This is a genomic window from Sphingopyxis sp. H050 (genome assembly GCF_001468265.1).
In the GTDB taxonomy this organism is placed as follows: domain Bacteria; phylum Pseudomonadota; class Alphaproteobacteria; order Sphingomonadales; family Sphingomonadaceae; genus Sphingopyxis.
This window is the reverse complement of sequence record NZ_LNRZ01000017.1, coordinates 19612-39247: the sequence shown is the minus strand read 5'-3', so window position 1 is coordinate 39247 and position 19636 is coordinate 19612. Positions and strand designations below refer to the sequence as shown.

At 60.4% G+C, this 19636-nt stretch carries 16 protein-coding genes; 6 read left to right on the top strand and 10 right to left on the bottom strand.

The genetic code is table 11. The features are described 5' to 3' along the window. The first annotated feature begins 132 nt into the window (after window positions 1-132). A complete protein-coding gene (locus ATE67_RS20665) occupies window positions 133-834 on the top strand; it encodes a type II toxin-antitoxin system PemK/MazF family toxin (RefSeq protein WP_058803374.1) in 702 nt (233 codons plus the stop codon). A gap of 314 nt (window positions 835-1148) precedes the next feature. On the opposite strand, the gene ATE67_RS20660 is transcribed toward ATE67_RS20665, so the two are convergent. Then, a complete protein-coding gene (locus ATE67_RS20660) occupies window positions 1149-5366 on the bottom strand; it encodes a strawberry notch family protein (protein WP_058803373.1) in 4218 nt (1405 codons plus the stop codon). 222 nt (window positions 5367-5588) lie between these two features. On the opposite strand from ATE67_RS20660, the gene ATE67_RS20655 reads away from it, so the two are divergent. The 4 genes from ATE67_RS20655 to ATE67_RS21240 all read left to right on the top strand — a co-directional run bounded on the left by ATE67_RS20655 (window position 5589) and on the right by ATE67_RS21240 (window position 10528). Continuing rightward, entirely contained in the window at window positions 5589-6788 is a 1200-nt protein-coding gene (locus tag ATE67_RS20655; RefSeq protein ID WP_058803372.1) for an AAA family ATPase, read from the top strand. Further along, on the top strand, window positions 6785-7801 hold the full coding sequence (locus tag ATE67_RS20650) for a ParB/RepB/Spo0J family partition protein (RefSeq protein ID WP_058803371.1): 1017 nt from the start codon (window positions 6785-6787) through the stop codon (window positions 7799-7801). Before ATE67_RS20655 ends, ATE67_RS20650 begins: the two co-directional genes overlap by 4 nt. Window positions 7802-7979: 178 nt before the next feature. After that, window positions 7980-9233: a replication initiator protein A gene (locus tag ATE67_RS20645; protein ID WP_082660526.1), complete on the top strand. Its 1254-nt coding sequence runs from the start codon at window positions 7980-7982 to the stop codon at window positions 9231-9233. A gap of 1013 nt (window positions 9234-10246) precedes the next feature. Next, window positions 10247-10528, top strand: a complete 282-nt coding sequence (locus ATE67_RS21240; protein WP_082660524.1) for a WGR domain-containing protein — start codon at window positions 10247-10249, stop codon at window positions 10526-10528. A 5-nt stretch (window positions 10529-10533) separates the two neighbouring features. Here the strand turns inward: ATE67_RS21240 and ATE67_RS20640 are convergent, their stop codons facing one another. Continuing rightward, window positions 10534-11460 (bottom strand): hypothetical protein, encoded by a 927-nt coding sequence (locus tag ATE67_RS20640; protein WP_058803369.1) that lies wholly within the window; start codon window positions 11458-11460, stop codon window positions 10534-10536. Between the two features lie 193 nt (window positions 11461-11653). Between ATE67_RS20640 and ATE67_RS20635 the strand changes: the two genes are divergently transcribed. Continuing rightward, the gene (locus ATE67_RS20635; protein WP_230960947.1) at window positions 11654-12664 is read left to right on the top strand and encodes a site-specific integrase; all 1011 of its coding nucleotides are present in this window, start codon (window positions 11654-11656) and stop codon (window positions 12662-12664) included. Between the two features lie 359 nt (window positions 12665-13023). Here ATE67_RS20635 and cobU read toward each other — a convergent pair whose 3' ends face one another. From cobU to ATE67_RS20595, 8 genes are read right to left on the bottom strand one after another with little or no spacing between them, the layout of a single operon-like run. Then, window positions 13024-13530 carry a bifunctional adenosylcobinamide kinase/adenosylcobinamide-phosphate guanylyltransferase gene (gene cobU / locus ATE67_RS20630; protein WP_039330671.1) on the bottom strand — a complete coding sequence of 169 codons (507 nt, stop codon included), beginning with the start codon at window positions 13528-13530 and terminating at the stop codon, window positions 13024-13026. Then, window positions 13523-14986, bottom strand: a complete 1464-nt coding sequence (locus ATE67_RS20625; protein WP_039330669.1) for a cobyric acid synthase — start codon at window positions 14984-14986, stop codon at window positions 13523-13525. Before ATE67_RS20625 ends, cobU begins: the two co-directional genes overlap by 8 nt. After that, on the bottom strand, window positions 14974-15927 hold the full coding sequence (gene cbiB, locus ATE67_RS20620; RefSeq protein ID WP_039330667.1) for an adenosylcobinamide-phosphate synthase CbiB: 954 nt from the start codon (window positions 15925-15927) through the stop codon (window positions 14974-14976). Before cbiB ends, ATE67_RS20625 begins: the two co-directional genes overlap by 13 nt. After that, window positions 15920-16909 carry a threonine-phosphate decarboxylase gene (locus ATE67_RS20615; protein ID WP_039330665.1) on the bottom strand — a complete coding sequence of 330 codons (990 nt, stop codon included), beginning with the start codon at window positions 16907-16909 and terminating at the stop codon, window positions 15920-15922. Before ATE67_RS20615 ends, cbiB begins: the two co-directional genes overlap by 8 nt. After that, the gene (gene cobS / locus ATE67_RS20610; protein WP_039330663.1) at window positions 16906-17622 is read right to left on the bottom strand and encodes an adenosylcobinamide-GDP ribazoletransferase; all 717 of its coding nucleotides are present in this window, start codon (window positions 17620-17622) and stop codon (window positions 16906-16908) included. The genes ATE67_RS20615 and cobS overlap by 4 nt, the downstream gene beginning before the upstream one ends. 13 nt (window positions 17623-17635) lie before the next feature. Then, window positions 17636-18205 (bottom strand): histidine phosphatase family protein, encoded by a 570-nt coding sequence (locus tag ATE67_RS20605; protein ID WP_039330661.1) that lies wholly within the window; start codon window positions 18203-18205, stop codon window positions 17636-17638. After that, window positions 18202-19218: a nicotinate-nucleotide--dimethylbenzimidazole phosphoribosyltransferase gene (gene cobT / locus ATE67_RS20600; protein WP_039330659.1), complete on the bottom strand. Its 1017-nt coding sequence runs from the start codon at window positions 19216-19218 to the stop codon at window positions 18202-18204. Before cobT ends, ATE67_RS20605 begins: the two co-directional genes overlap by 4 nt. Beyond that, on the bottom strand, window positions 19215-19622 hold the full coding sequence (locus ATE67_RS20595) for a DUF1636 domain-containing protein (RefSeq protein WP_039330657.1): 408 nt from the start codon (window positions 19620-19622) through the stop codon (window positions 19215-19217). The genes cobT and ATE67_RS20595 overlap by 4 nt, the downstream gene beginning before the upstream one ends. Between the last annotated feature and the right edge of the window lie 14 nt (window positions 19623-19636).

Sequence of the window (19636 nt, the reverse complement as noted above, 5' to 3'; positions counted from 1 at the left end):
GATCAAAACCAGTCGGCCGACTAAATCCCCGGGATGAAGGGGTCCTTTTTGCACGCCGATCACCCCACGAAGGGGGTGCCTATTGCACGCTGATCCTCACCGAATGACGACAATTCAGATGATCAGCCGACTATGGAAGTGCCGTTCCCGACCGAGGCCGAACTGCTTGCAGCGGGCTATGTGCCAATCCCGACAGACGAAGAGTTGCTGGCACAGGGCTATGTGCCGATCGATTTCACAAACATGCCGGACGTGGCCCATTTACTGACGGAAGCCGGGCATCCTTTTCCGTTGCATCATGAGATCATCAAAGCGGGCTATGTGCCAATCAGCCGCCGCGAACGGCGTATCGTAAGCCGACCGCGCATGGGCCAAATGTATTGGATCGATTTTCCGCACGACGCTTATGCGCCCGAGTTCGTGAAAGAGCACCCTGGCATTGTTATTCGCGCGGCCAATTCGCTACACGACACCTGCATTATCCTGCCCGTTACGAGCGCGCAGCAGAAAGCGGGGACGAACTTTCATCAGCTCTCCAGGAATCCCAATCCCAAAGGGCAGGCTGCAGGGCGGATCGCCTATGTCGTCTGCGACCATCTCTACACGGTCAACATCAACCGCCTCCGCCCATTGGTCCACAATGGGAAGGCTGTCTTTCCCAAGGTAGAGCCGCACGATCTGACCGCGATCTTCGCGGTAGTGCAAAAGGTTCTGGGCGCTGCGTTCGGACCTGCGCAGACCGCTGTAGCGGCGGGGGCCACGCCAGTTCAGGTACCGCCTGCCGTACCTGCAAAGGCTTTGGGGCCGAACACCCTGACGCTGAGAAAGAAGTAGGCAGCGGTGTCGGTGATGCGGTCACGTCGCTGACTCCATCCACTCGACTGACCCGAACTGTCGAAGCTGATCGGCTTCGGCTGCGCCGAGGGTGCTACGAGCACTGTCGCCCTCCCCAACCGGCCAGCCTCACTCGTCGTTGCGAACAAGCAGGAAACATCTGATTCTGGCGCGAGCCGTTGCTAGCAAACGCCACCGACACTGACAGGAATGCCCCACTTCGTGGCCTTCCATGCTGCACAGATAGTGCAGACCAAGAGGAAAACCGTGGGACGTCAGGGCTCCGGCATCGATGTTCCCAGCATTGCTTTTCATCATGCTCGAAACATCGCGCCTATGACCGACAGCGCTGCCTTTGTCGGGATGAACACCCGTGTGCGAAACGCAATGATTTCCGTAAAGCAGCCGATGCTCTTGAGCCAAGGCAGCTGTTCAGGCGGGACCCCCACGATTTCATAGCGCTGCTCGCCTGCCACGCGGGAGCATTTCAAGGTCGCCTCGAAGGGCTGATTGATCGGGACTGTCCGGCCTTCGCCGAGCGACCTGATGATCATTTCCGGGCTGAGTTCAACGGTGGAGGCAATGTCGAATTTCTCGAGCAGCTTCGCCACGTCGAGTTCGTGGACCATACGGCCGAGCCAGCTTCTGCCCTCTTCGTCCACGATCCGCCGGACCTCCAGATAGTCGATAGGCAGGCTCGACCAGATCGGCAGGAGAAGTCCGGTCGCAAGGTACACGGTCTCCGTCGTTAGCCGTTCGGCAAGCTCCGCAACCTCGCTTTGCCACAGCTTCTCGAAGGTCCTGCGCGGGACTTCCTCCCATGCGGATTCGGCGAGGTCATCGAAGTGGTGGTATTCGCGGCGAAGCGGACGGTGGAGGATAACCCGCCGGATCAAATCCCCCTGTTCTGTCATGAAGTGCCGCGAAGGTTCGGCCAAGGCCGCCTTCCCGCTCTTGATATTGTGGAGCAGAATGCAGCCGTCGGCATAGTCGCGGCGCTCAAGGACACGCTCAAGCGAGATCGGCCGTGCTCTGGTCTTGAGGGCTAGCTGCAGCAAATGCGACGTGGCGCCGGTTCGCTCATCGGTCCGAAGGACTATGTCCTCGACAATATCGGCCTGTTCAACCCGCAGGGTTTCGACGCCAACATCGAGCGATCCGGCCTCGCGCGCTGCTGACACCCGCGCTTCGACCAACCCCAGAAACTCCTCGAAGATCGCATTCTGCATCCCGATCGGCAGCGCGAGGATGCGATTGAGCCAGCGCTGGATCGGCGGAAGGTCCTCTTCGAGCACGCCATCGTCGGAGACGATCTTGAGCCCACTGCGGCGCTGAAAATCGATCAGCGTAGCGCTCTTGAGCTTGCCGTCCGCCAGCAAGGCAAACCATGTCGAGAGGGCCGCCTTGGCATATTCGCTCTCGAGATTGTCGGCAGGGTCAAACAGGTTCTGCCCGCCCGTCTGGCGTTGGCCCCGAGTAAGCGCGCCGAGGCTATCGAGCCTGCGCGCAATGGTGCTGGTGAACCGCAGTTCCCCCTTGCAGTTCGTGGTCACAGGCCGGAACAGCGGCGTGTTGGCTTGATGCGTCCGGTGCGTTCGGCCCAGCCCCTGGATGGCCCGGTCGGCTCGCCATCCAGGCTCCAGCAGGAAGTGGATGCGCCGCTTCTGGCAAGTTGCATCGAGGCTGGCGTGATAGGACCGCCCGGTGCCGCCCGCATCACTGAAGACCAGGATCGGCTTCCTGCCATCCATGAACTGGTCGGTCTCGGACTGGTTCGTCCGCGGCGAGCGGGTCTCGAGCCGCTGCTGCCCGTCGCTCTGGGTTATGAGCCGCTTGCTGCGCCCGGTCACCTCGGCGACTTTCTCCGGGCCATAGTGCTCGATGATCCCGTCCAGCGCTGGCTTGATCGGCGGCATGGCGCACAGGTGCTCGATCATCTCGCCGCGGCGGGCGATCGCAGTCTGGTTGTGGACGGGACGGCCTTCCTCGTCGAACATCGGTGCAGAGCGCTGGGTGCCGGTATCATCGACGAATACCTGCATCTGTTGCGTGGGGAAGGCGCGTTCGAGGTACTCGATCACAGCGTCGAGCGGGCTGAGGTCGAGGTCGAGCTCCGCGCGCTCTTCTGGCGAAAGGCTGTCGAGACGGCGATCGAGGATGCTTTCGGCAGTCGAGACCAGCTGAACCACCACCACCTCGTCCCGGTCCAGATGATGATTGATGGCAGCGATCAGCGTTGGCAGCTTCATCGACAGCAGCAGCTGGTTGAAGAACCGCTGCTTGGTGCTTTCAAACCGGCTGCGTGCCGCAGCTTTTGCGCCGCTGTTGAGCGTTGCGCCGCCGATTTCATCGACCACGCCGGTGAGCTCCAGCGCTTCCTCCATGTTCTGATGGATGATCGCCCAGGCATCCGCATAAGTATCATAGACCGCGATCTGCTCGGCGGTCAGATCATGCTTCAGGATGTCGTATTCGACCCCTGCAAAGCTGAGCGCGCGCGCCTGATAGAGCCCGAGTGCCTTGAGGTCGCGCGACACGAGTTCCATCGCTGCGATGCCCCCTGCCCTGATCTGGCTGATGAAATCTTCGCGGTTGGCAAACGCAGTGCCCGGTCCCCACAGACCGAGCCGCACGGCATAGGCAAGGTTGTTGACCTCCGAGGCCCCGGTTGCAGAGGCGTAGATAACCCGGGCATTGGGCAAATTGTTTTGCAGCAGTACGCCGGCGATGCCCTGCAAGGATCCGCTTTTCGTGCCCCGGGCGCCCTCGCCTCCCGCAACCCCGCCCATCTCGTGGCTCTCGTCGAAGGCGATGACACCGTCGAAATCCTCGCCCGCCCAGTCCAGTAGTTGCTTGAGGCGCGTGGCATCCTGACGCTGGCTCCGAAGGGTCGGGTAAGTGACGAACAGGATTCCTTCGCGAAACGGAACCGCCTGATCGATCTTCCAGTTCGAAAGCGGCTGAATGTCGGCAGCAAGGCCGCCGATGGCACTCCAGTCGCGGCGCGCGTCTTCGAGCAGACTCTCGTTCTTCGATACCCAGATGGCCTTCCGGCGTCCGGCAAGCCATCCATCAAGGATGCAGGCGGCGATCTGCCTGCCCTTCCCTGCCCCCGTGCCATCGCCGAGGAAATAGCCTTTGCGATAGGCCCGTCCTTGCTCGTCGAGTTGGAGGCCTACGCCCTCTTCAGCCGGAACGAACTGGCCAGGCAGATACTGCTGCCACGCGTTCCCAGCATAGATGACAGTTTCGATCTGGGCCTCGGATAGCAGGCTTTCCTGCAAAACCCGATCCTGCAGCGCCGGGACATAATCCGGGATCGGTGCCGGGATCGAACCCATGGCCACGCTTTCGACGAGCGGCGTCGGATGCTCGCGTGCACCAACAATGTCGATCCGGCTTGGCCGGTATGGGATGTAGACCCCGCTTTGCTCACCGAGAACGCGCGGCTTGTCCAGGGTACTGAACGCCAGTGCTTCGATCTTGGGCGCTTGGGCTGCCCTCGCTTTGACGGGCTTTGTGATCGGCGTTGCCCGCATGGCTTTGAAGAGCGCGCCCGGCTTTGTTTTCGGCGGCACCGCGCGCGGTTCGCAGTCGGGCTGGGCTGTCACGCGTTTGATGATTGGAACCGCAGACGCCACGTCTGCAACCGTTTCCCGCGCCAAAACTGCTGGTCTGGTTTGCCCCGGGATCTTGTCGATCACGTACAAGCGCACAGCCACGCTAGTGCCCTGCTTGTGATAGCATTTATCGAGGCGGATTGATGTGCGGACCGTGCAAGAGGCGAAGGTGTCGTCGTAGATTTTCGCAAGCTTCGCGCTCGTCGTGAACCAGTCCGGCATGATCGCGACGATCCGCCCCCCCTGCCCTATCCGCGTTATGGCAGCGCGCAGGTGACGCACAGCCGCGAACTCGTCTGCTCCTCGTCCCATTGAGCGGGAAAACGGCGGGTTCATCAGGATCAGGCTGGGCTGCACAGCAGCGTCGAGATGCGATGCCAGCATGGCTCCATCGATCCCCGTGGTGGTGGCCTGGGGGAACAGCAGAGCCAGCTTCTCCCGCCTGCGCGGATCGATCTCATTGAGATGCAATGCGCGGACATCGGGCAAAGTTGCCACCAGAGCGCCATGTCCGGCGCTCGGCTCAAGAACGATATCGGTTGCAAGCGGCTGCGCCAAAATCACGGATAGCGCTGCGAGGTCAGCGGGCGTCGAGAATTGCTGGTACCTGAGCTGGTTTTCACTTCTGACCGTATGTGTCGGCAGCGCCTCGATAAGCGCGCTGATCTCCGAAATTTGGGTCAGCATCTGAGGTTTGCTCAGGAGTCCGGCCATGTGGCGCGTCAATGCCGCCTCGAGCAGGTCAAAGGCGTCCCTCTGGCTCCAGGCGCCGTTTGCGGAGCCCTCCCCGTAGAGCTGGCTCATCGTCTCAAACAGGCGTTGTTTGTTCGCCATTCCGGTGGCGATGGCGTTCTGGATTTCGGTGATTGCTGCGTCCAGCTTCTGGCTGGATTGTTCAAATAGGTCGGTCACGGTCTGCTCCTGATGCTGAACCGCATCAGGTCATCCCCCTTCCCTCTCGCCTCGGGTTTATGAGCCCGTGATCACTACGGGCTATGCGACAAGGGGTGCCCGGCAGCGACGAGGATTCGGGACCGGCACCATCCCGAAGATATCGGTTTGACTTCTACCGCCGAAAATGATCATAAAACACGAACTGGGTCGCAGAACTGCGATTCATCGAAAGGCAGACGCATGTCCTACACCGTGAACACACTGCGAAATATGACCAGATCCTGCGAAATGATGCGCGATCGGGTCAAAGCTGTGGTGTTCAAACCTGATGAACGCAAGGTCCTGGATATCACGTTTGGGCCTACGGCGGCAGCGGAATTGGTCGGAAGAACGCCTGAAGCGCTTGCCAAGGCAGAGAAGGAGGGACGTCTCGCGCCTCCGAAGCAGCTTAACAATGGCCGTCGCTATTACACGCTCGAAGACCTTACTCATATTCGCAAGGCGCTGAACATTCATCCGGGCAAGCTAGCCCATGAGAATGCGGTCGTAGTAGCCGTGCAGAATTTCAAGGGCGGCGTCGGCAAGAGTACGATTACCAAGCATTTCGCCGATTTTCTCGCACTGAACGGATATAGCGTTCTCGTGATCGACTGCGATCCGCAGGCGTCAACGACAACTATGTTCGACATCCAGCCCGAAGCACTTATCGATGAAGAGGAGACTTTAGGAAACTTCCTGTCGCCTCGCAGTACATTCGATGATTTCAGGAAGGCAATCCGAGAAACCGCTTGGCCTACAATCAAAATAGTGCCGTCAAGCCTTGGCCTGCAGGATGCAGAGTGGGACCTCACGGCAACGTTGACGGAGGGCGGACAAGCAGTGCGCGAGGGACTTCAGCGTCTCCGAATTGGCATCGACAGTATCATCAAGGACTTCGACGTCGTCTTGCTCGATCCTCCGCCGGCCATGGGGTTCCTGGGCCTCAATGTGATGGCCGCCGCAACAGGTATGCTCATCCCGGTTCCGGCAAGGCAGCTCGACTATCTTTCAACCATCCATTTCATGGACACCATCGCCGAGAATATCGAGATCCTCGAGGATCACGGAACGCCTGTTGATTATGGGTTCATTCGCGTCGTCTGCTCGGCCTACACCCCCAGCAAGCCAGGTGAAGCCGACATGTGGAAGATGATGAAGGCCACATATGCCAATTTCCTGCTGAATCAGCCAATTCTGGCTTCTGAGGAAATCAAGAATGCCACTCAAGCATTCCGGTCGATCTATGAAAGCAAGCCTTCAGCTGCGCACGCAACCTACCAGCGTTGCCGGGACAATCTCAACGCAGTCTTCGGAGAAGTTCTGAACGAAATACACGAGCAGTGGCCGTCGAAGAGCATTTCGAGACGGTCATCTGACACGGCAGGGAGTGTTGCAGCGTGAGCCGTCGTTCATTGATTGGCGAGGCCCTCGCCTCCCCTGCCCCTGACCAGCCTTCCGTCTCTGAAGCCAAGGACGCTGCAGGGGCAACTGCATCGCGCAATTTCACAACACGTCGGCTTGAAGGCTTCACGGAAGCAGCGCGGATGGTCAAGCGCCCGACCATCCGGCTCAAACCTGCAGAATGTTCGATCTGGCCGGGAAACGCCCGTGATTACGAACAGCTCACCGAACCCCGTTTGCGATCTCTGATTGAGTCGATCCAAGCAGAAAACGGGAACCGCATCCCAGTAGTCGTGCGTCGTAAGCAGCAAGGTGAGCTGCAGTACGAACTGATCATTGGCACAAGGCGTCACTGGGCTGTCGCGTGGCTCAACGCCAATCACTACCCGGATATCGAGCTCGTAGCGATTATCGAAGATCTCGATGACGAAGCTGCGTTCCGCCTTGCTGATATCGAGAACCGCGAGAGGGAAGATATCTCAGACTTAGAACGCGGTTTGAACTACAAGGCAGCAGTCGACACCTATTACGATGGCCTTCAGGCACGGCTTGCTGAACGCGTGAAGATCTCGAAATCTACGCTCGCCCGGTACATCGGCCTGACAGAGATCCCGCAAACAATCGTAAGCGCATTTGCCTCGCCAATGGAACTTCAGGTCCGGTACGGTGACAAGCTTCTTCCAGCCATACGCAACCCATCGCTGCGCCCCAGGATGGAGGAAGCAGCAAAGCAAATCGCTGCGGAACAAAGTTTCCGGCAATCCGGAGACGAAGAGCCAATTTCTGGCCCTCAGGTTGTTGTCCGTCTGCTCAAGGCAGTTTCGGGCAGGCCTGGCCGTGCCCAGAAAGCCGTAATCGAAGCCGCAGGATCGTCCATTGGTGTCATCGAAAAGGATCGTGCACGAGGGCTCACGATAACGATCAACCCCACTGATTTGAGCGCTGACGAAATCCTTGATGCATTGCGCCCTCTGATTGAGAAGGCGAAGATTCTGAAAAGGCCTGCCCCATGAAGGAGGGTTTTGGACCCACCTATGGCCATGCCTTTACCACTCTGAAAATGTGGCTTTTATCGTTTTATTTCATATGTTTAGCTCACTTGTCCCACATGTGGGACAGCGGCAGATTTACTAGGCGAAGAACGTGAGCGAGAAAGATCAGTCCTCCTCCGGTCGCCGGGTGCAGTTCGAGATGTTCTTCACGCTGCCTGATTTCAGCGATATCTCGCTGCGGGACTATCAGGAGACCATGCAGCGCCCTTTCTTCAGCCTTTCGAAGAAGAAGCGCCTGAAACCCATTGAGTACCTCAGTCCGGACAAGTCGGTCACCGTGCATGTATCAGCCAACCCAGCCTATGGGATGGCGACCATCTGGGATGCAGATATCATGATCTATCTGGCGTCCCACCTCAACGAATTGCGCGAGCGGGGTGACAATGACCTGTCGCCGACCATTCGTGTTCAACCTGGCGATCTTCTCAAGCGAATCTGCTGGGGTGTAAGCGGGCGCGCCTATGAGCGACTGATCGCAGCGCTTGATCGCCTTCAGGCCACGACGATCAAGACGAACATCCGAGCGAACTCCAAATCCCGCGAGACCACATTTTCGTGGATCGATAGCTATACTCATCTCGTTGATGAGCGAACCCAGCGTTCGCTTGGGATGGAAATCACGCTTTCTAAGTGGTTCTTCGACGGGGTCATGGACAAGCGAAATGTCCTTGCGATTTCGCCTCTGTATTTCGAGATAACGAGCGGACTTGGGAAATGGCTCTACCGCGCAGCTCGCAAGCACGCTGGTGGCAATGGGCCAGAAGGTTTCACGATTGGCTTCGAAACTCTTCATCAGAAAAGCGGCAGCGAAAGCTCCCTACCCTCGTTCAAGAACAAGATTCTTGAATTGGCGCGAGCTAACAACCTGCCGGATATCAGTCTGGAGGTCATTGGAGCAGAGACGCCGCGTCCAAAGCTAAAGATGGTGATGCGTCGCCATCTCGAAAAACCTTCTGGAAAAACCGAACATAGTGGCTCTGTCGCCACGGAGAGCAGACCCCAGCGCATTCAGCGCGCAACCCCCGAAAAGGCAGCCAAGGTCAGCCCTCCGCAGGAATTCGTTGATCCTGCCCTCGTGCGCAAGCTCCTTGCAACAACAAGCGCGAGCTTGCGCCCCGAACAGCAAGCCGATGCATCAGCGGCATTGGACAGCAATGCGAGCCAATCTCAGTCACGACGAAGGGGAGGGGGCGCTCAGGACACTCTTGACCCCGAAATCTATCAGGCCATCCGTGCTGAATGTCCTGGTTGGGATCTCGATGTGCTGATGCGGCAATTCGATTCCTTTTTGAACAGCAATCCGCATGAGTTGCCAAGGAACTACTCGAAACGGTTCTACGGCTTCATGAAGAAGCACCACGAGCGCAACAAGCATACGCTTCCGGGCTTTTGAAGATCGCGACCTTCTGCAGGACTTGGTAGCGGCGCCCGGCGCGCTGGTAGAGCTGCCGCTCGGCTTCAGGCCTGATTACGCTCTGCCGCAGGCATAGCGATCTATCGTAAGAATAAGAACAGTCTCATCATGCACGGCAGCTAGCGAACGTGTTTTCGGGAATCACTTCGCTTAGCCCGCCCGATCAGAGGACCGCGTCTACGTTCGGCGCCAGGTAAATAAATCGCTGACTAGGCCCAAGAGTACCGGCATAGACCCTACAGCCGTGCTTCTGCCGTCCATCTTTGACTGAAATCAGCGATCTACTGTGCAGCGCTCAAGCCAGCTGGCAGATCGCCTGAGGCTCCACTTCAGTCACTGCGATCCAGAAACCCGACAGGTCGGCCTTCAATCTGGACGATGGAAAATGCCTCCAAAAACCATTCCTGAAAACACGTTCGACCGGAAATACCACATTTCCGAAAACACGTTCGTTTCAGCCTAGGAGCAAATGGGGGATCAGAAAGTTTGGGATCGGCGCATCATATGTGAATCGGAACGCTAACTGATCCTCTGGCCTCACGCTCACAGCCGCGCTTTCAAAGTTATCAACAGGGCGGGGAGGTGGCGAACGTGTGATCGGGCATCAGATGACGTGTTATTAGAATCTGGCGGTCGTGCTATCAGAAACCGAACATCGTGTTTTCAGATTCGGCATAGCCGCCCCGACTCGCGAGAAATCAGGAGTTTGCAGGCTGATCACGAGCAGGTAACCTCTTAACCTTAGAATCTAAATCCCCTAACGTTCACGCCTGCGGCGGATTTGTTATTGATTTGATTCAAGATTAAGGAAGGCCGACATATCCCTTCGACGATGACCGCTTTGCGTGCGATGCGTACATTCCACCAGAATGGCAACTCGGCAGATTAGCGCTGGTCACAGCCTTAAGATCGATTCCGTGAATCACGACAGGGACCTGTGATTCAAACTTCCGATTGGCCTAACTTCACGTGGCTATCGCATAGTCCTCCGCATGTTAGAGGTTGGACAAAGGGAATGTCAGATCTGGCTCGAAGCCAAAGATCCCGATCTCAATGTTGCAAGGCGGTACGTCATATCTCGAAGCCAGGACCTGTTCGGTGTCACGATTGTTGAATTCTCGTGGGGGCGGATTGGAACGCGTGGACAGCGACGCATCTTATCCTTCGCCGACGCAGGCAGGGCGACAAAGTTCGTAGAACAGTTGCTGCGTCGCAGAGCGACCTCACATCATCGAATTGGCGTTTGCTACCGGGAAGTATTCCGGGGTCCATGATACGTTCACGTGTCCGTTGGGACGATTGCTCCATCGGAAGTTCGAAGGCTGACCATGCTGGCAGTCACCATAGCCGCAACTGATTGTGAAGCGGTTCGCTTGGTCACCCCAAGGCCTCTGGCAAGCTCCGCACGGGTGAGAGGTCCGATGCCGGCTACCAGACGCCAAGCCAGGGGAGCCGTCGAGGAGGCGTACAGGCCTGAAAGTGCTCCCTCAGCCTGCAGGTGAGCCCTTTGCATGGCACGGAGGTCTGCGGCTGCACTCTCAGCGGTAGCCTGAAGCGCACGGCCTAATAGGACGGGCAGGGGTTCCTCGTGAAGTTCACGGAACAGAGCCCGCGGCATGACCCCAGCAAGCGCCATTGGCGCCGAGCCCAGCCCAAACAAGTGTGGCCGCATGGCAGCAGCGAGCGATGCCGCCCAGGCCGCCCCACGCGGTGCCATACGTGTTACCGCGAACCCTCCGACCTGGACCATCTCGCTGCCGCCTTCGAGAAAGTCGATTTCTTCCGTTCTCAGTTCCGTCAGCCATTCAAGCAAGGTGCTCATCGGGTCACGGCTTGGTAGCAGCGCGTCAAGCCGCTCCAGCGCGCGATCGGCGGGCCAATAGGTCTCGGTGAACCCTTCAGAGTGGTTCTTGGCGGCCATGACCAGCTTGGCAGCATGGGCGAGGGGAGGGTGTCCTCGCCGGCTAATCCACGACAAGAACTGACGGCGTTCCTCGGAATACCACGAGCGCATCAGCTCGCTCGCTTCGAGCCCCGGATTGTGTTCAATTCCAAGATTATCAAACGGATAATCGCGCACATGCACGCGCCAGAGGCGCCGAAGTGAGGCCAGCGCAAGGCATTCGGACAACTCGGGTGAGATGAAGGGGAGGGCGCCTTCGATGCGGGCAAGCGTCAGTTGCCAAGGTGCTGGGGCGGATACCATCGGCCAGATAGTATATAAATGGCATAAAAAGTATACCCAGCTTGTACGGTGGGTTTGCTGTCCGATAAGAGCCCTTCACGGACAACACGACAATCTATATAGAGTGCCTCAAATCCGCTGCGACGCCGCCGCTCTCCCAAGGGCAGAACGCCGAAGAAACCAGCGGCGCGATCGAGCATGAAGGAGAGGCGCTTTGGCTGACGGCACCGGGCTGATCGTTGAGGTGCCGATCGATGAGGGCCTCGTCTCGCTCGGACAGGCAATCCCTCCGCAGCTCGCCGCCGAAATCGAGGCCGCCCGTTCCTACAGGGCGCGATCCAAGGCCGCGAACACCGTCCGCGCCTATGACAGCGACTGGCGGCAGTTCGAAGAATGGTGCTGGACGCGCGACCTTGAGCCCATGCCCGCGATGCCCGAGGTGGTTGCAACCTGGCTGGCGTCACTGGCTCAAGCGGGGAGGGCGGACAGTACGATCGGGCGGCACCTTGCTGCCATTGCCTGGCACCACAGGCAGGCGGGGCACGTGGCGCCGCAGCACCGTGATCCCCGCGATGTCATCGCCGATACGCTCGCCGGCATTCGGCGCGAGCAGCGCGCACGGCCGACACGCAAGAAGAGCGCCATTCTGGCGGCCGATCTGGCGCGGATGATTGCGGCTGCAGAAGGATCGAGCCCGAGGGCAATCCGTGACCGTGCGGTCATGGCGCTGGGCCTTGCAGCAGCACTTCGGCGCTCGGAGCTGGTCGCTCTGCAGCTCGCCGATCTCGAGCTCGTGCGCGAAGGGCTCAAGCTGACGATCCGGCACTCGAAGACCGACCAGGAGGGGGAGGGGCAGGTCATCGCAGTTCCGTCGGGCAAGGTGCTCAAGCCCGGTCCCCGCCTCAACGAATGGCTGAGCGTCAGGGGAGGGGAGGCGGGGCCCCTTTTCTATCGAACCGATGCTCAGGGCTTGATGACGAAGGAGCCCATGTCAGATCGCTCGGTTGCTCGCCTGATCCAGCGCTACGCCGAGAAGGTCGGTCTCGATCCGGCTGCGGTCGGGGCGCACTCGCTTCGATCGGGATTCCTGACCGAAGCTGCGAAGGCTGGTGCTTCACTGCCAAAAATGCAGGAGGTCTCGCGACAGAAAAAGGTGGAGGTGCTGCTTGGCTATGTCCGAGATGCGGCTTTGTTTGAGAACCACGCTGGCAAGAGCTTTCTCTAGCCTAGGTTCAGGCTGAAACGCGGTGCCCCAAGGACCAAGGGAGCCACCGCGACACTTACCGCGCGCACATACACCGTGACGGTGGTCTGAAATGTAACCGATTTTGAGCAGAGTCCGACGCCAAGTTGCACTGCTACCCAACTTTGAACCGCTTGGGTCTAGAGTTTTCCGCCACCAGATAGGCACTCTCGTCGCGGAAAAAGATGTCCCGACAAGCCGCATCAACGTTATGAACGCCTTCCAAACCGGGCAGCCAACCATCGCCATGGGCAGCGCCATGATCCAGCTTCTGGCGGTCTTTCTGGCCGGCTCTCGCGCAATTTGAATTCCAAATATGCCATTAATACAATGGGACATTTTCATTTGAACTGCAAATTCAAGCCAGCGCACAGCAACTGCACCTCGTTCGCGCAAGCCGCGACACGTTGATGAAGAAACCCGGCCTCATCCCGAAACCGGCGCGCCAACTGGTTTTCCGGGACGATGCCCAATCCGACCTCATTGCTGACGAGTATGAGGGTCCCTTGCGCAACCGTGATGGTCTCAATGAGTGTGCGGACTGCCGCCGGGATATCGTGATCGCCGATCAGGAGATTGGTCACCCATAGCGTGAGGCAGTCCACCAGCAAGACCCGGTCGGGTGAGGCATGCAACTCGATCGCTTCCGCAAGTTTAAGGGGGGCCTCGACCGTTTCCCATTCCACGCCGCGATCCGCCTGGTGCCGAACGATACGGTTGCGCATTTCCTCGTCGAAAGCTTGAGCCGTAGCGATGAAGACTGGCGACAGGCCGGTCGCCTCGGCTCTGGCCTGTGCATAGCGGCTCTTGCCCGAGCGCGCTCCGCCAATCACGAACAGGCTACGCATCGTCTTTCCCCATTGCGAGTTTCAACAAACCATCCACATCGAGATGATGTTCAAGCTCAGCCGCGATCGCATTGAGCGCGTCATCCACCTTCGCATCATGGTCGATCCCGTCCGACTGCGCGCCGAGCATGCCGAGCAGAGCTGAACGCAGCGCCGTGCTGGCAAATGCTCCGTGGACGTAAGTGCCCGTGACTTGCCTGTCTGCACTGGTTGCGCCGTCGGGCCGCCCTTCGCCGAGCAGCGCAAAGGGGTGACGGCAATCGGGACCGCTGGTCACGCCCATGTGCATTTCAAAGCCGGTGAAGGCTTGATCGAGCGCAGTGCCTGCAACCTGGCGCAGCGCCTTATCTCCGGTCAGGACCGTTTCGACATCCAGCAGACCCAGACCGGGGATATCTTCAGGTGGTCCCTCGATCCCTTCCGGATCGGCGATGCGGCGGCCGAGCATCTGATAGCCGCCGCAGATGCCCAGGACCTTTCCACCGCGCCGATGATGCGCAAGGATATCAATGTCCCAGCCTTGTTCGCGCATCGCCTTCATATCAGCGATCGTGGCTTTTGATCCGGGCAGGACGATCAGCGCACAATCACCGGGGATGGGCTGGCCTGGCGGTACCATGACCAGTTCGACCGAGCTTTCCGCTTTGATCGGATCGAGATCGTCAAAATTGGCGATCCGGGGGATGATCGGGCAGGCGATTTTCAGGCGACCGGCGGTTTCGCGTGCGGTTCGTTCAAGCACGACCGCATCTTCGCTTGGCAAATGGGCAGTGGCGCGCAGCCAGGGCACCACGCCATAGCCTCGCCAGCCCGAAAGCGCCTCGATCTGCCGATAACCGTCGGCAAAGAGCGCCGGATCGCCGCGAAACTTGTTGATGAGAAAACCCCGGATCATCGCCGCGTCGTCCGGGTCCAATACCGCCCTCGTGCCAACGAGCGCAGCAATGACGCCGCCGCGATCGATATCGCCGACCAGCACGACTGGCACACCGGCAGCACGGGCAAAGCCCATGTTGGCGATGTCGCCTGCCCGCAGGTTGATCTCCGCCGGCGAGCCGGCGCCTTCAACCACGACGACATCGCACTGCGCCTGCAGCCGGTGCCAGCTTTCCATGACCTCGGGCAGCAGTTCGCCACGCTTGTGCCGGAAATTGCCACCGCCCAGCGTGCCGCGGACCTTGCCGTGAACGACCAATTGCGATGTGTGGTCGGCCTGAGGCTTGAGCAGTACCGGGTTCATGTCGGTGTGCGGTTCGACCCGGCATGCTAGAGCCTGCAAAGCCTGGGCGCGGCCGATCTCGCCGCCATCGACGGTAACCGCAGCATTGTTCGACATGTTCTGGGGCTTGAACGGGCGAACGCTCAGCCCGCGATTGGCAAGGGCGCGGCACAGCCCGGCAACCAGCACCGATTTCCCGACATCGGAACCCGTGCCCTGCAACATCAGAGCGCCCATACGATATCCTTCCAGGTGAGAGCGGCCACGATGGCCCAGAGCAACAGGCAGGCGCGGACATAAATGCGCAAAGCGCGCCTGACGTCAGCAGCGCCAGCATCGCGCCGCCCGCTGCCGATCCAGTCCTTGGCATGGGTCACACCATCGTAGGACACTGGTCCCGCGAGCGCGAGATCTAGCGCGCCCGCCATGGCCGCCTCGGTCCAGCCTGCATTGGGTGAGGCGTGGCGGCGGTGATCGCGCCACAGCGTGGCCCACCCTCCGCCGCCGGCAAGACATACCACGACGCCGCCAAGCCGAGCCGGCAGCAGGTTCATCACATCGTCCGTGCGCGCCGCAGCCCACCCAAAGGCGCGCCAGCGCGCTTCCTTATGGCCGATCAGGCTGTCTGCCGTATTGATCGCCTTGTAGGCCCAGACGCCGGGCAGGCCGCCGATAACCAGCCAGAACAGCGGCGCGGCGATGCCGTCGCAAAAGCTTTCGGCCAGACTTTCGATTGCAGCTCGTGCCACACCCGCGCGATCAAGGGTGTCGGTATCACGCCCGACGATCATGGAGACGGCATGGCGCGCACTTTCGAGATCATTCTGCTCCAGTGCGACTGCGATGGGAAGAACATGATCGTAGAGGCTGCGTTGGGCCAGAGCGGGCCAGGCCAGTGCTGCGGCACCAAGCCACCAGCATGAGCCCAGCAGGTGCCGGGCGAGCGCGGTAAGGCCAAGTCCAGCCCCGATTGTCAGCACCAGCAGTATCAGAACGGTCATGACGCCGAGCGTCTTGCGTATGCCGTCTGAGTGAGTTGGCCGGTTCCATGCGCCTTCGCAGGCATTGATGATCCGGGCAAACAGGCCGACCGGATGTCCGACACGGCGATACAGCGCGCCAGGCCAGCCAATGGCAGCATCCAGCACCAGGGCCATGAGCGCGAACGGTTCAGCCATGGTCTTCGAGCACGGCACAGAGACGCTCCATCGCCTCGTCGTTGGCGGGCAGGCCAAAGCGTAACCAATCCGGTTTATCGGCGAAGGGGCGGCTGAGGATCGCAGCCCGGGCAAGACGTTCAAACAGGTGTGACGCGTCCGGCGTCGTTATCAGCCGGAAGAGTGGGCATGCGCCGCTTGCCAACAAACCGAACGAGGCCAAGCGCTGATCGAAGCTGGTGGCCTCGGCGATGAGGCGCTCCCGCATCGCGTCCTGCCAGGCGATATCCTGATAGGCGCGGGTGCCGATGGCGATCGCAGCCGCCGAGACCGGCCAGGCACCTAGCTGCTTACGCAGACTCGCCAGGATCGGACGAGGGCCCAGCACAAAACCGAGCCGCAATCCGGCGAGGCCAAAGAATTTCCCGAAGGACCGAAAGATCAGGAGTCTGTGCCGATCATCAACTTGGTCGGCGAAACTGTGGTCGGGGTGGCAGTCTGCAAAGGCTTCGTCGATTACCAGCCACCCTTTCCGACCACGCCGCACCAGAAGATCGCTCAAGGCTTCCCGAGAAAGCAGGACGCCATCCGGGTTGTTGGGGTTGGCAAGGATCAGGCTTGATCCATCGGCCAGCGCCAGATTGCCAAGCGTTACGGGATGGCTGGAGGCCGCCATCTCGCCGTGGGTGCGATAGGATGGAACGGCGTGGCAGACGTCATCGCCCAGCACCCTGCCGGCGAGGCGAAGGCCAACTTCGGTGCCTGGCACCGCGCAGACATGATCGGCATGACACCCGAAGCTGGCGGCGGCCGCTTGCTCCAGCGCGCGCAGGGCCATTTCGTCTGGCAGGGCACGCCAATCGATCTCCACCGCCCCTGCACCGTGCCAGACATGCGGATTGATCCCGGTGGAAAAATCGATCCAACCACGCGCATCGTCGCCGAAATGCGCGCGGGCCGCAGAGAGGCCGCCGCCGTGCCATGTCCAGCGATCGCGGGTCATGCGGCCGCCATCACGACAAGCGCCAGCAGCAGCGCCGCCTCGATCAGTTCAATTCCGGCGCCGTGTCCATCGCCCGAGATGCCGCCAATAGCGCGCTTGATCCACAGGCCCCATAGTGCCGCAGCAGGAACCGCAATGAGCAATGCAGGAAACGCCACCGTGGTGGCGAGAAGTACTGCGGCCCACAGCGCCAGATCGATCGGCCTGATCGCGCCCCGAAAGCGCGCACCAAGGCCATCGTGCAACGGCGATAGCAACAAGGTCCATGCCAGCGGCGCGATGCGCGCGGCGACCGGCACCCAGATCAGTGCCAGAAACTGGCTGTGCTCGATCATGCCATGCAGCAGCACGAGCTTGGTCAGCAGTTGCATGGTGATGGCCGTTACGCCGAAGCTGCCGACATGCGGATCTGCCAGGACGGCCAGGAGCCGCTCGCGGTCCTTGTGGGCCGCGCCGCTGGCATCGGCCATATCTCCCAGACCGTCCAGGTGAAGGGCTCCGGTGACGAGAACCCAGGCGATCAAGGCGGCAAGGGCTCCGGTCCAGGGATCGGTCCTTGCTCCAACCCAGGCGGCCCCGGCAACGATAAGGCCAATCACCAGCCCAGCAGCTGGAAACCAGCGCATGGACTGGGCGAATTCCTCGGCAGAAACCGTGAGCCGGGGTGTCGGCAAACGGGTGAGGAACTGGAGTGCGATGAGGAAGCCTTTCATGCGATCGGGCGCTTCATGTCCAAAGGCCCGCGATCTGGGCTGAGCGCGGCGTTCCCGGCCAGACCCGCAGGCTGATCAGCGCGGCATAGGGAAGGTCAAACGCCCAGACCTGCCGCTGTCCGAAGCCGAACAGGCTGGCCAGCGCAGCCCGGATTGCTCCGCCATGCGTTACGACCAGCGTGTCTTGCGGCGGGATTGCGGCCAAGGCCGCTTCCACGCGCGAAACCAGAGCAGACCAGCGCTCACCACCGGGTGGCGGATTGGCGTCCGGGTCGTCCCAGAACGCGCTGATCGCGGCACTGTCGACCTTAGCGGGTGCCAGACCGTCCCAGTCGCCGAAGTCCAGTTCGCGCCACCGTGAGTCGAGGATCGGGTGCAGCCCTCTTGGATCGGCGATAGCTCTTGCTGCCTCTGCCGAGCGCTGGAGATCGGAACATACAATCGACTGGAACGACAGTTCCTCGACCTGTGCCACGCATGATGCGACGCCCTCGGGCGTCGTAGGCGCATCGGTCCTTCCGAGAAGCAGACCGGGGTGGATGGGCTCGCCATGCCGCATGAGGTGCAGGAAAAACTCGCTCATACGCCAGCAGCCACGCCAGCTTCGGCAAAAGTGGCCATCTGGTTGTGTGCGGCGAGAGCTGAACGCACGATCTGGGCCGCGACCGCAGCGCCGCTCCCTTCGCCCAGGCGCATGCCCAGAGTGAGGAGCGGTGCGAGACCGAACCGCTCGAGCAACCGTTTGTGACCAGGTTCGGCCGAACAATGCCCTGCCAGGCAATGGTCGACAATTGCAGGTTCGGCGGCAAAGATCGGCGCGATGGCAGCGCAGCAGATGAAGCCATCCAGGAGCACCGGCACCCGAAGTTGCCTTGCACGGACAATTGCACCTGCCATTGCGGCTATTTCCCTCCCGCCCAGACGCCGCAGGGTTTCGAAAGGCGTTGACGGTGCAACCTGATGGAAGACGAGTGCCGCTTCGATTACACCGATCTTGCGCGCCACGCCCGCCGGATCGAGCCCCGTTCCCGGGCCGACCCATTCGCCTGCACCGCCTCCCAGCGCCTTTGCACAGAGGGCTGCAGCGGCCGTGGTGTTGCCGATGCCCATCTCGCCAGGGACAAGGAGATCAAGGCCGGCTTCGACCATGGCGGCCCCGGAAGACAGCGCGGCAAGGCATTCGCTTTCGGTCATGGCCGGGGCTGAGGTGAAATCGGCGGTTGGCCGGTCAAGCTCCAGCGCCAGCACCTGAAGATCGAGCCCGGCAGCGGCACACAGCGCGTTGATGGCAGCGCCACCTGCTTCAAAATTGGCCACCATCTGGTGGGTGACTTCGGGAGGAAAGGCGCTCACGCCCCGTGCCGTGACGCCATGATTGCCCGCAAACACGACTGCACGCCCCCGTTCCAGCCGGGGTCTTTCGTGGCCTTGCCAACCGGCCATGAAGATCGCGATCTCTTCCAGCCGTCCCAGGGATCCTGGCGGCTTGGTCAGTTGCGACTGCCGGTTGCGCGCGCTGGCCATTGCTGTTTCATCTGGCGCAGGCATATCGGCAATGGCAGCATCAAAGGCATCGACGGAAGAAAACGTGCTCATTGCGCGACAAAGCCCGGCGGCGGTGTGCGGGTGATGAAGTGGCCTTTGACGCCCTGCGGCCAGTCCTTGAACGGAACCCGGCCATGTTCGCTTTGCGCATAATGGACGGCATAATCGAGGATGGCAGCGGCGGCATCTTCATCGGGAGTGAAGCGGCCCAGAACATACCCGACTTTGCCTGGCGCACGAAGATGGACCGTGCAGAATTCGCTGCAGGCGAACAAGCAGGGCATTTCCTGCACCGCGATACCGGAATAGCGTTCATCGCGTGCCTGCACGGCGCGCAGGGCCTCGACCATACGCGCGCCACCACGCACACCGGCGTCATCCTCCTTTGCGGTGCTGCTGTGTCGGCAGGTGTTGCATGCTACTACGGCAGGGCCGTCCTCGACGGGGATCAACATAATTTCTTGCTCCA

Coding starts and splice junctions, on each gene's coding strand:
- cobS (WP_039330663.1), bottom strand. CDS start 17,622: ATGAAAGGCTTCCTCATCGCACTCCAGTTCCTCACCCGTTTGCCGACA.
- cobU (WP_039330671.1), bottom strand. CDS start 13,530: ATGCGTAGCCTGTTCGTGATTGGCGGAGCGCGCTCGGGCAAGAGCCGC.
- ATE67_RS20605 (WP_039330661.1), bottom strand. CDS start 18,205: ATGAGCGAGTTTTTCCTGCACCTCATGCGGCATGGCGAGCCCATCCAC.
- ATE67_RS20665 (WP_058803374.1), top strand. CDS start 133: ATGGAAGTGCCGTTCCCGACCGAGGCCGAACTGCTTGCAGCGGGCTAT.
- ATE67_RS20595 (WP_039330657.1), bottom strand. CDS start 19,622: ATGTTGATCCCCGTCGAGGACGGCCCTGCCGTAGTAGCATGCAACACC.
- cobT (WP_039330659.1), bottom strand. CDS start 19,218: ATGAGCACGTTTTCTTCCGTCGATGCCTTTGATGCTGCCATTGCCGAT.
- ATE67_RS20655 (WP_058803372.1), top strand. CDS start 5,589: ATGTCCTACACCGTGAACACACTGCGAAATATGACCAGATCCTGCGAA.
- ATE67_RS20640 (WP_058803369.1), bottom strand. CDS start 11,460: ATGGTATCCGCCCCAGCACCTTGGCAACTGACGCTTGCCCGCATCGAA.
- ATE67_RS21240 (WP_082660524.1), top strand. CDS start 10,247: ATGTTAGAGGTTGGACAAAGGGAATGTCAGATCTGGCTCGAAGCCAAA.
- ATE67_RS20645 (WP_082660526.1), top strand. CDS start 7,980: ATGTTCTTCACGCTGCCTGATTTCAGCGATATCTCGCTGCGGGACTAT.
- ATE67_RS20615 (WP_039330665.1), bottom strand. CDS start 16,909: ATGACCCGCGATCGCTGGACATGGCACGGCGGCGGCCTCTCTGCGGCC.
- cbiB (WP_039330667.1), bottom strand. CDS start 15,927: ATGGCTGAACCGTTCGCGCTCATGGCCCTGGTGCTGGATGCTGCCATT.
- ATE67_RS20625 (WP_039330669.1), bottom strand. CDS start 14,986: ATGGGCGCTCTGATGTTGCAGGGCACGGGTTCCGATGTCGGGAAATCG.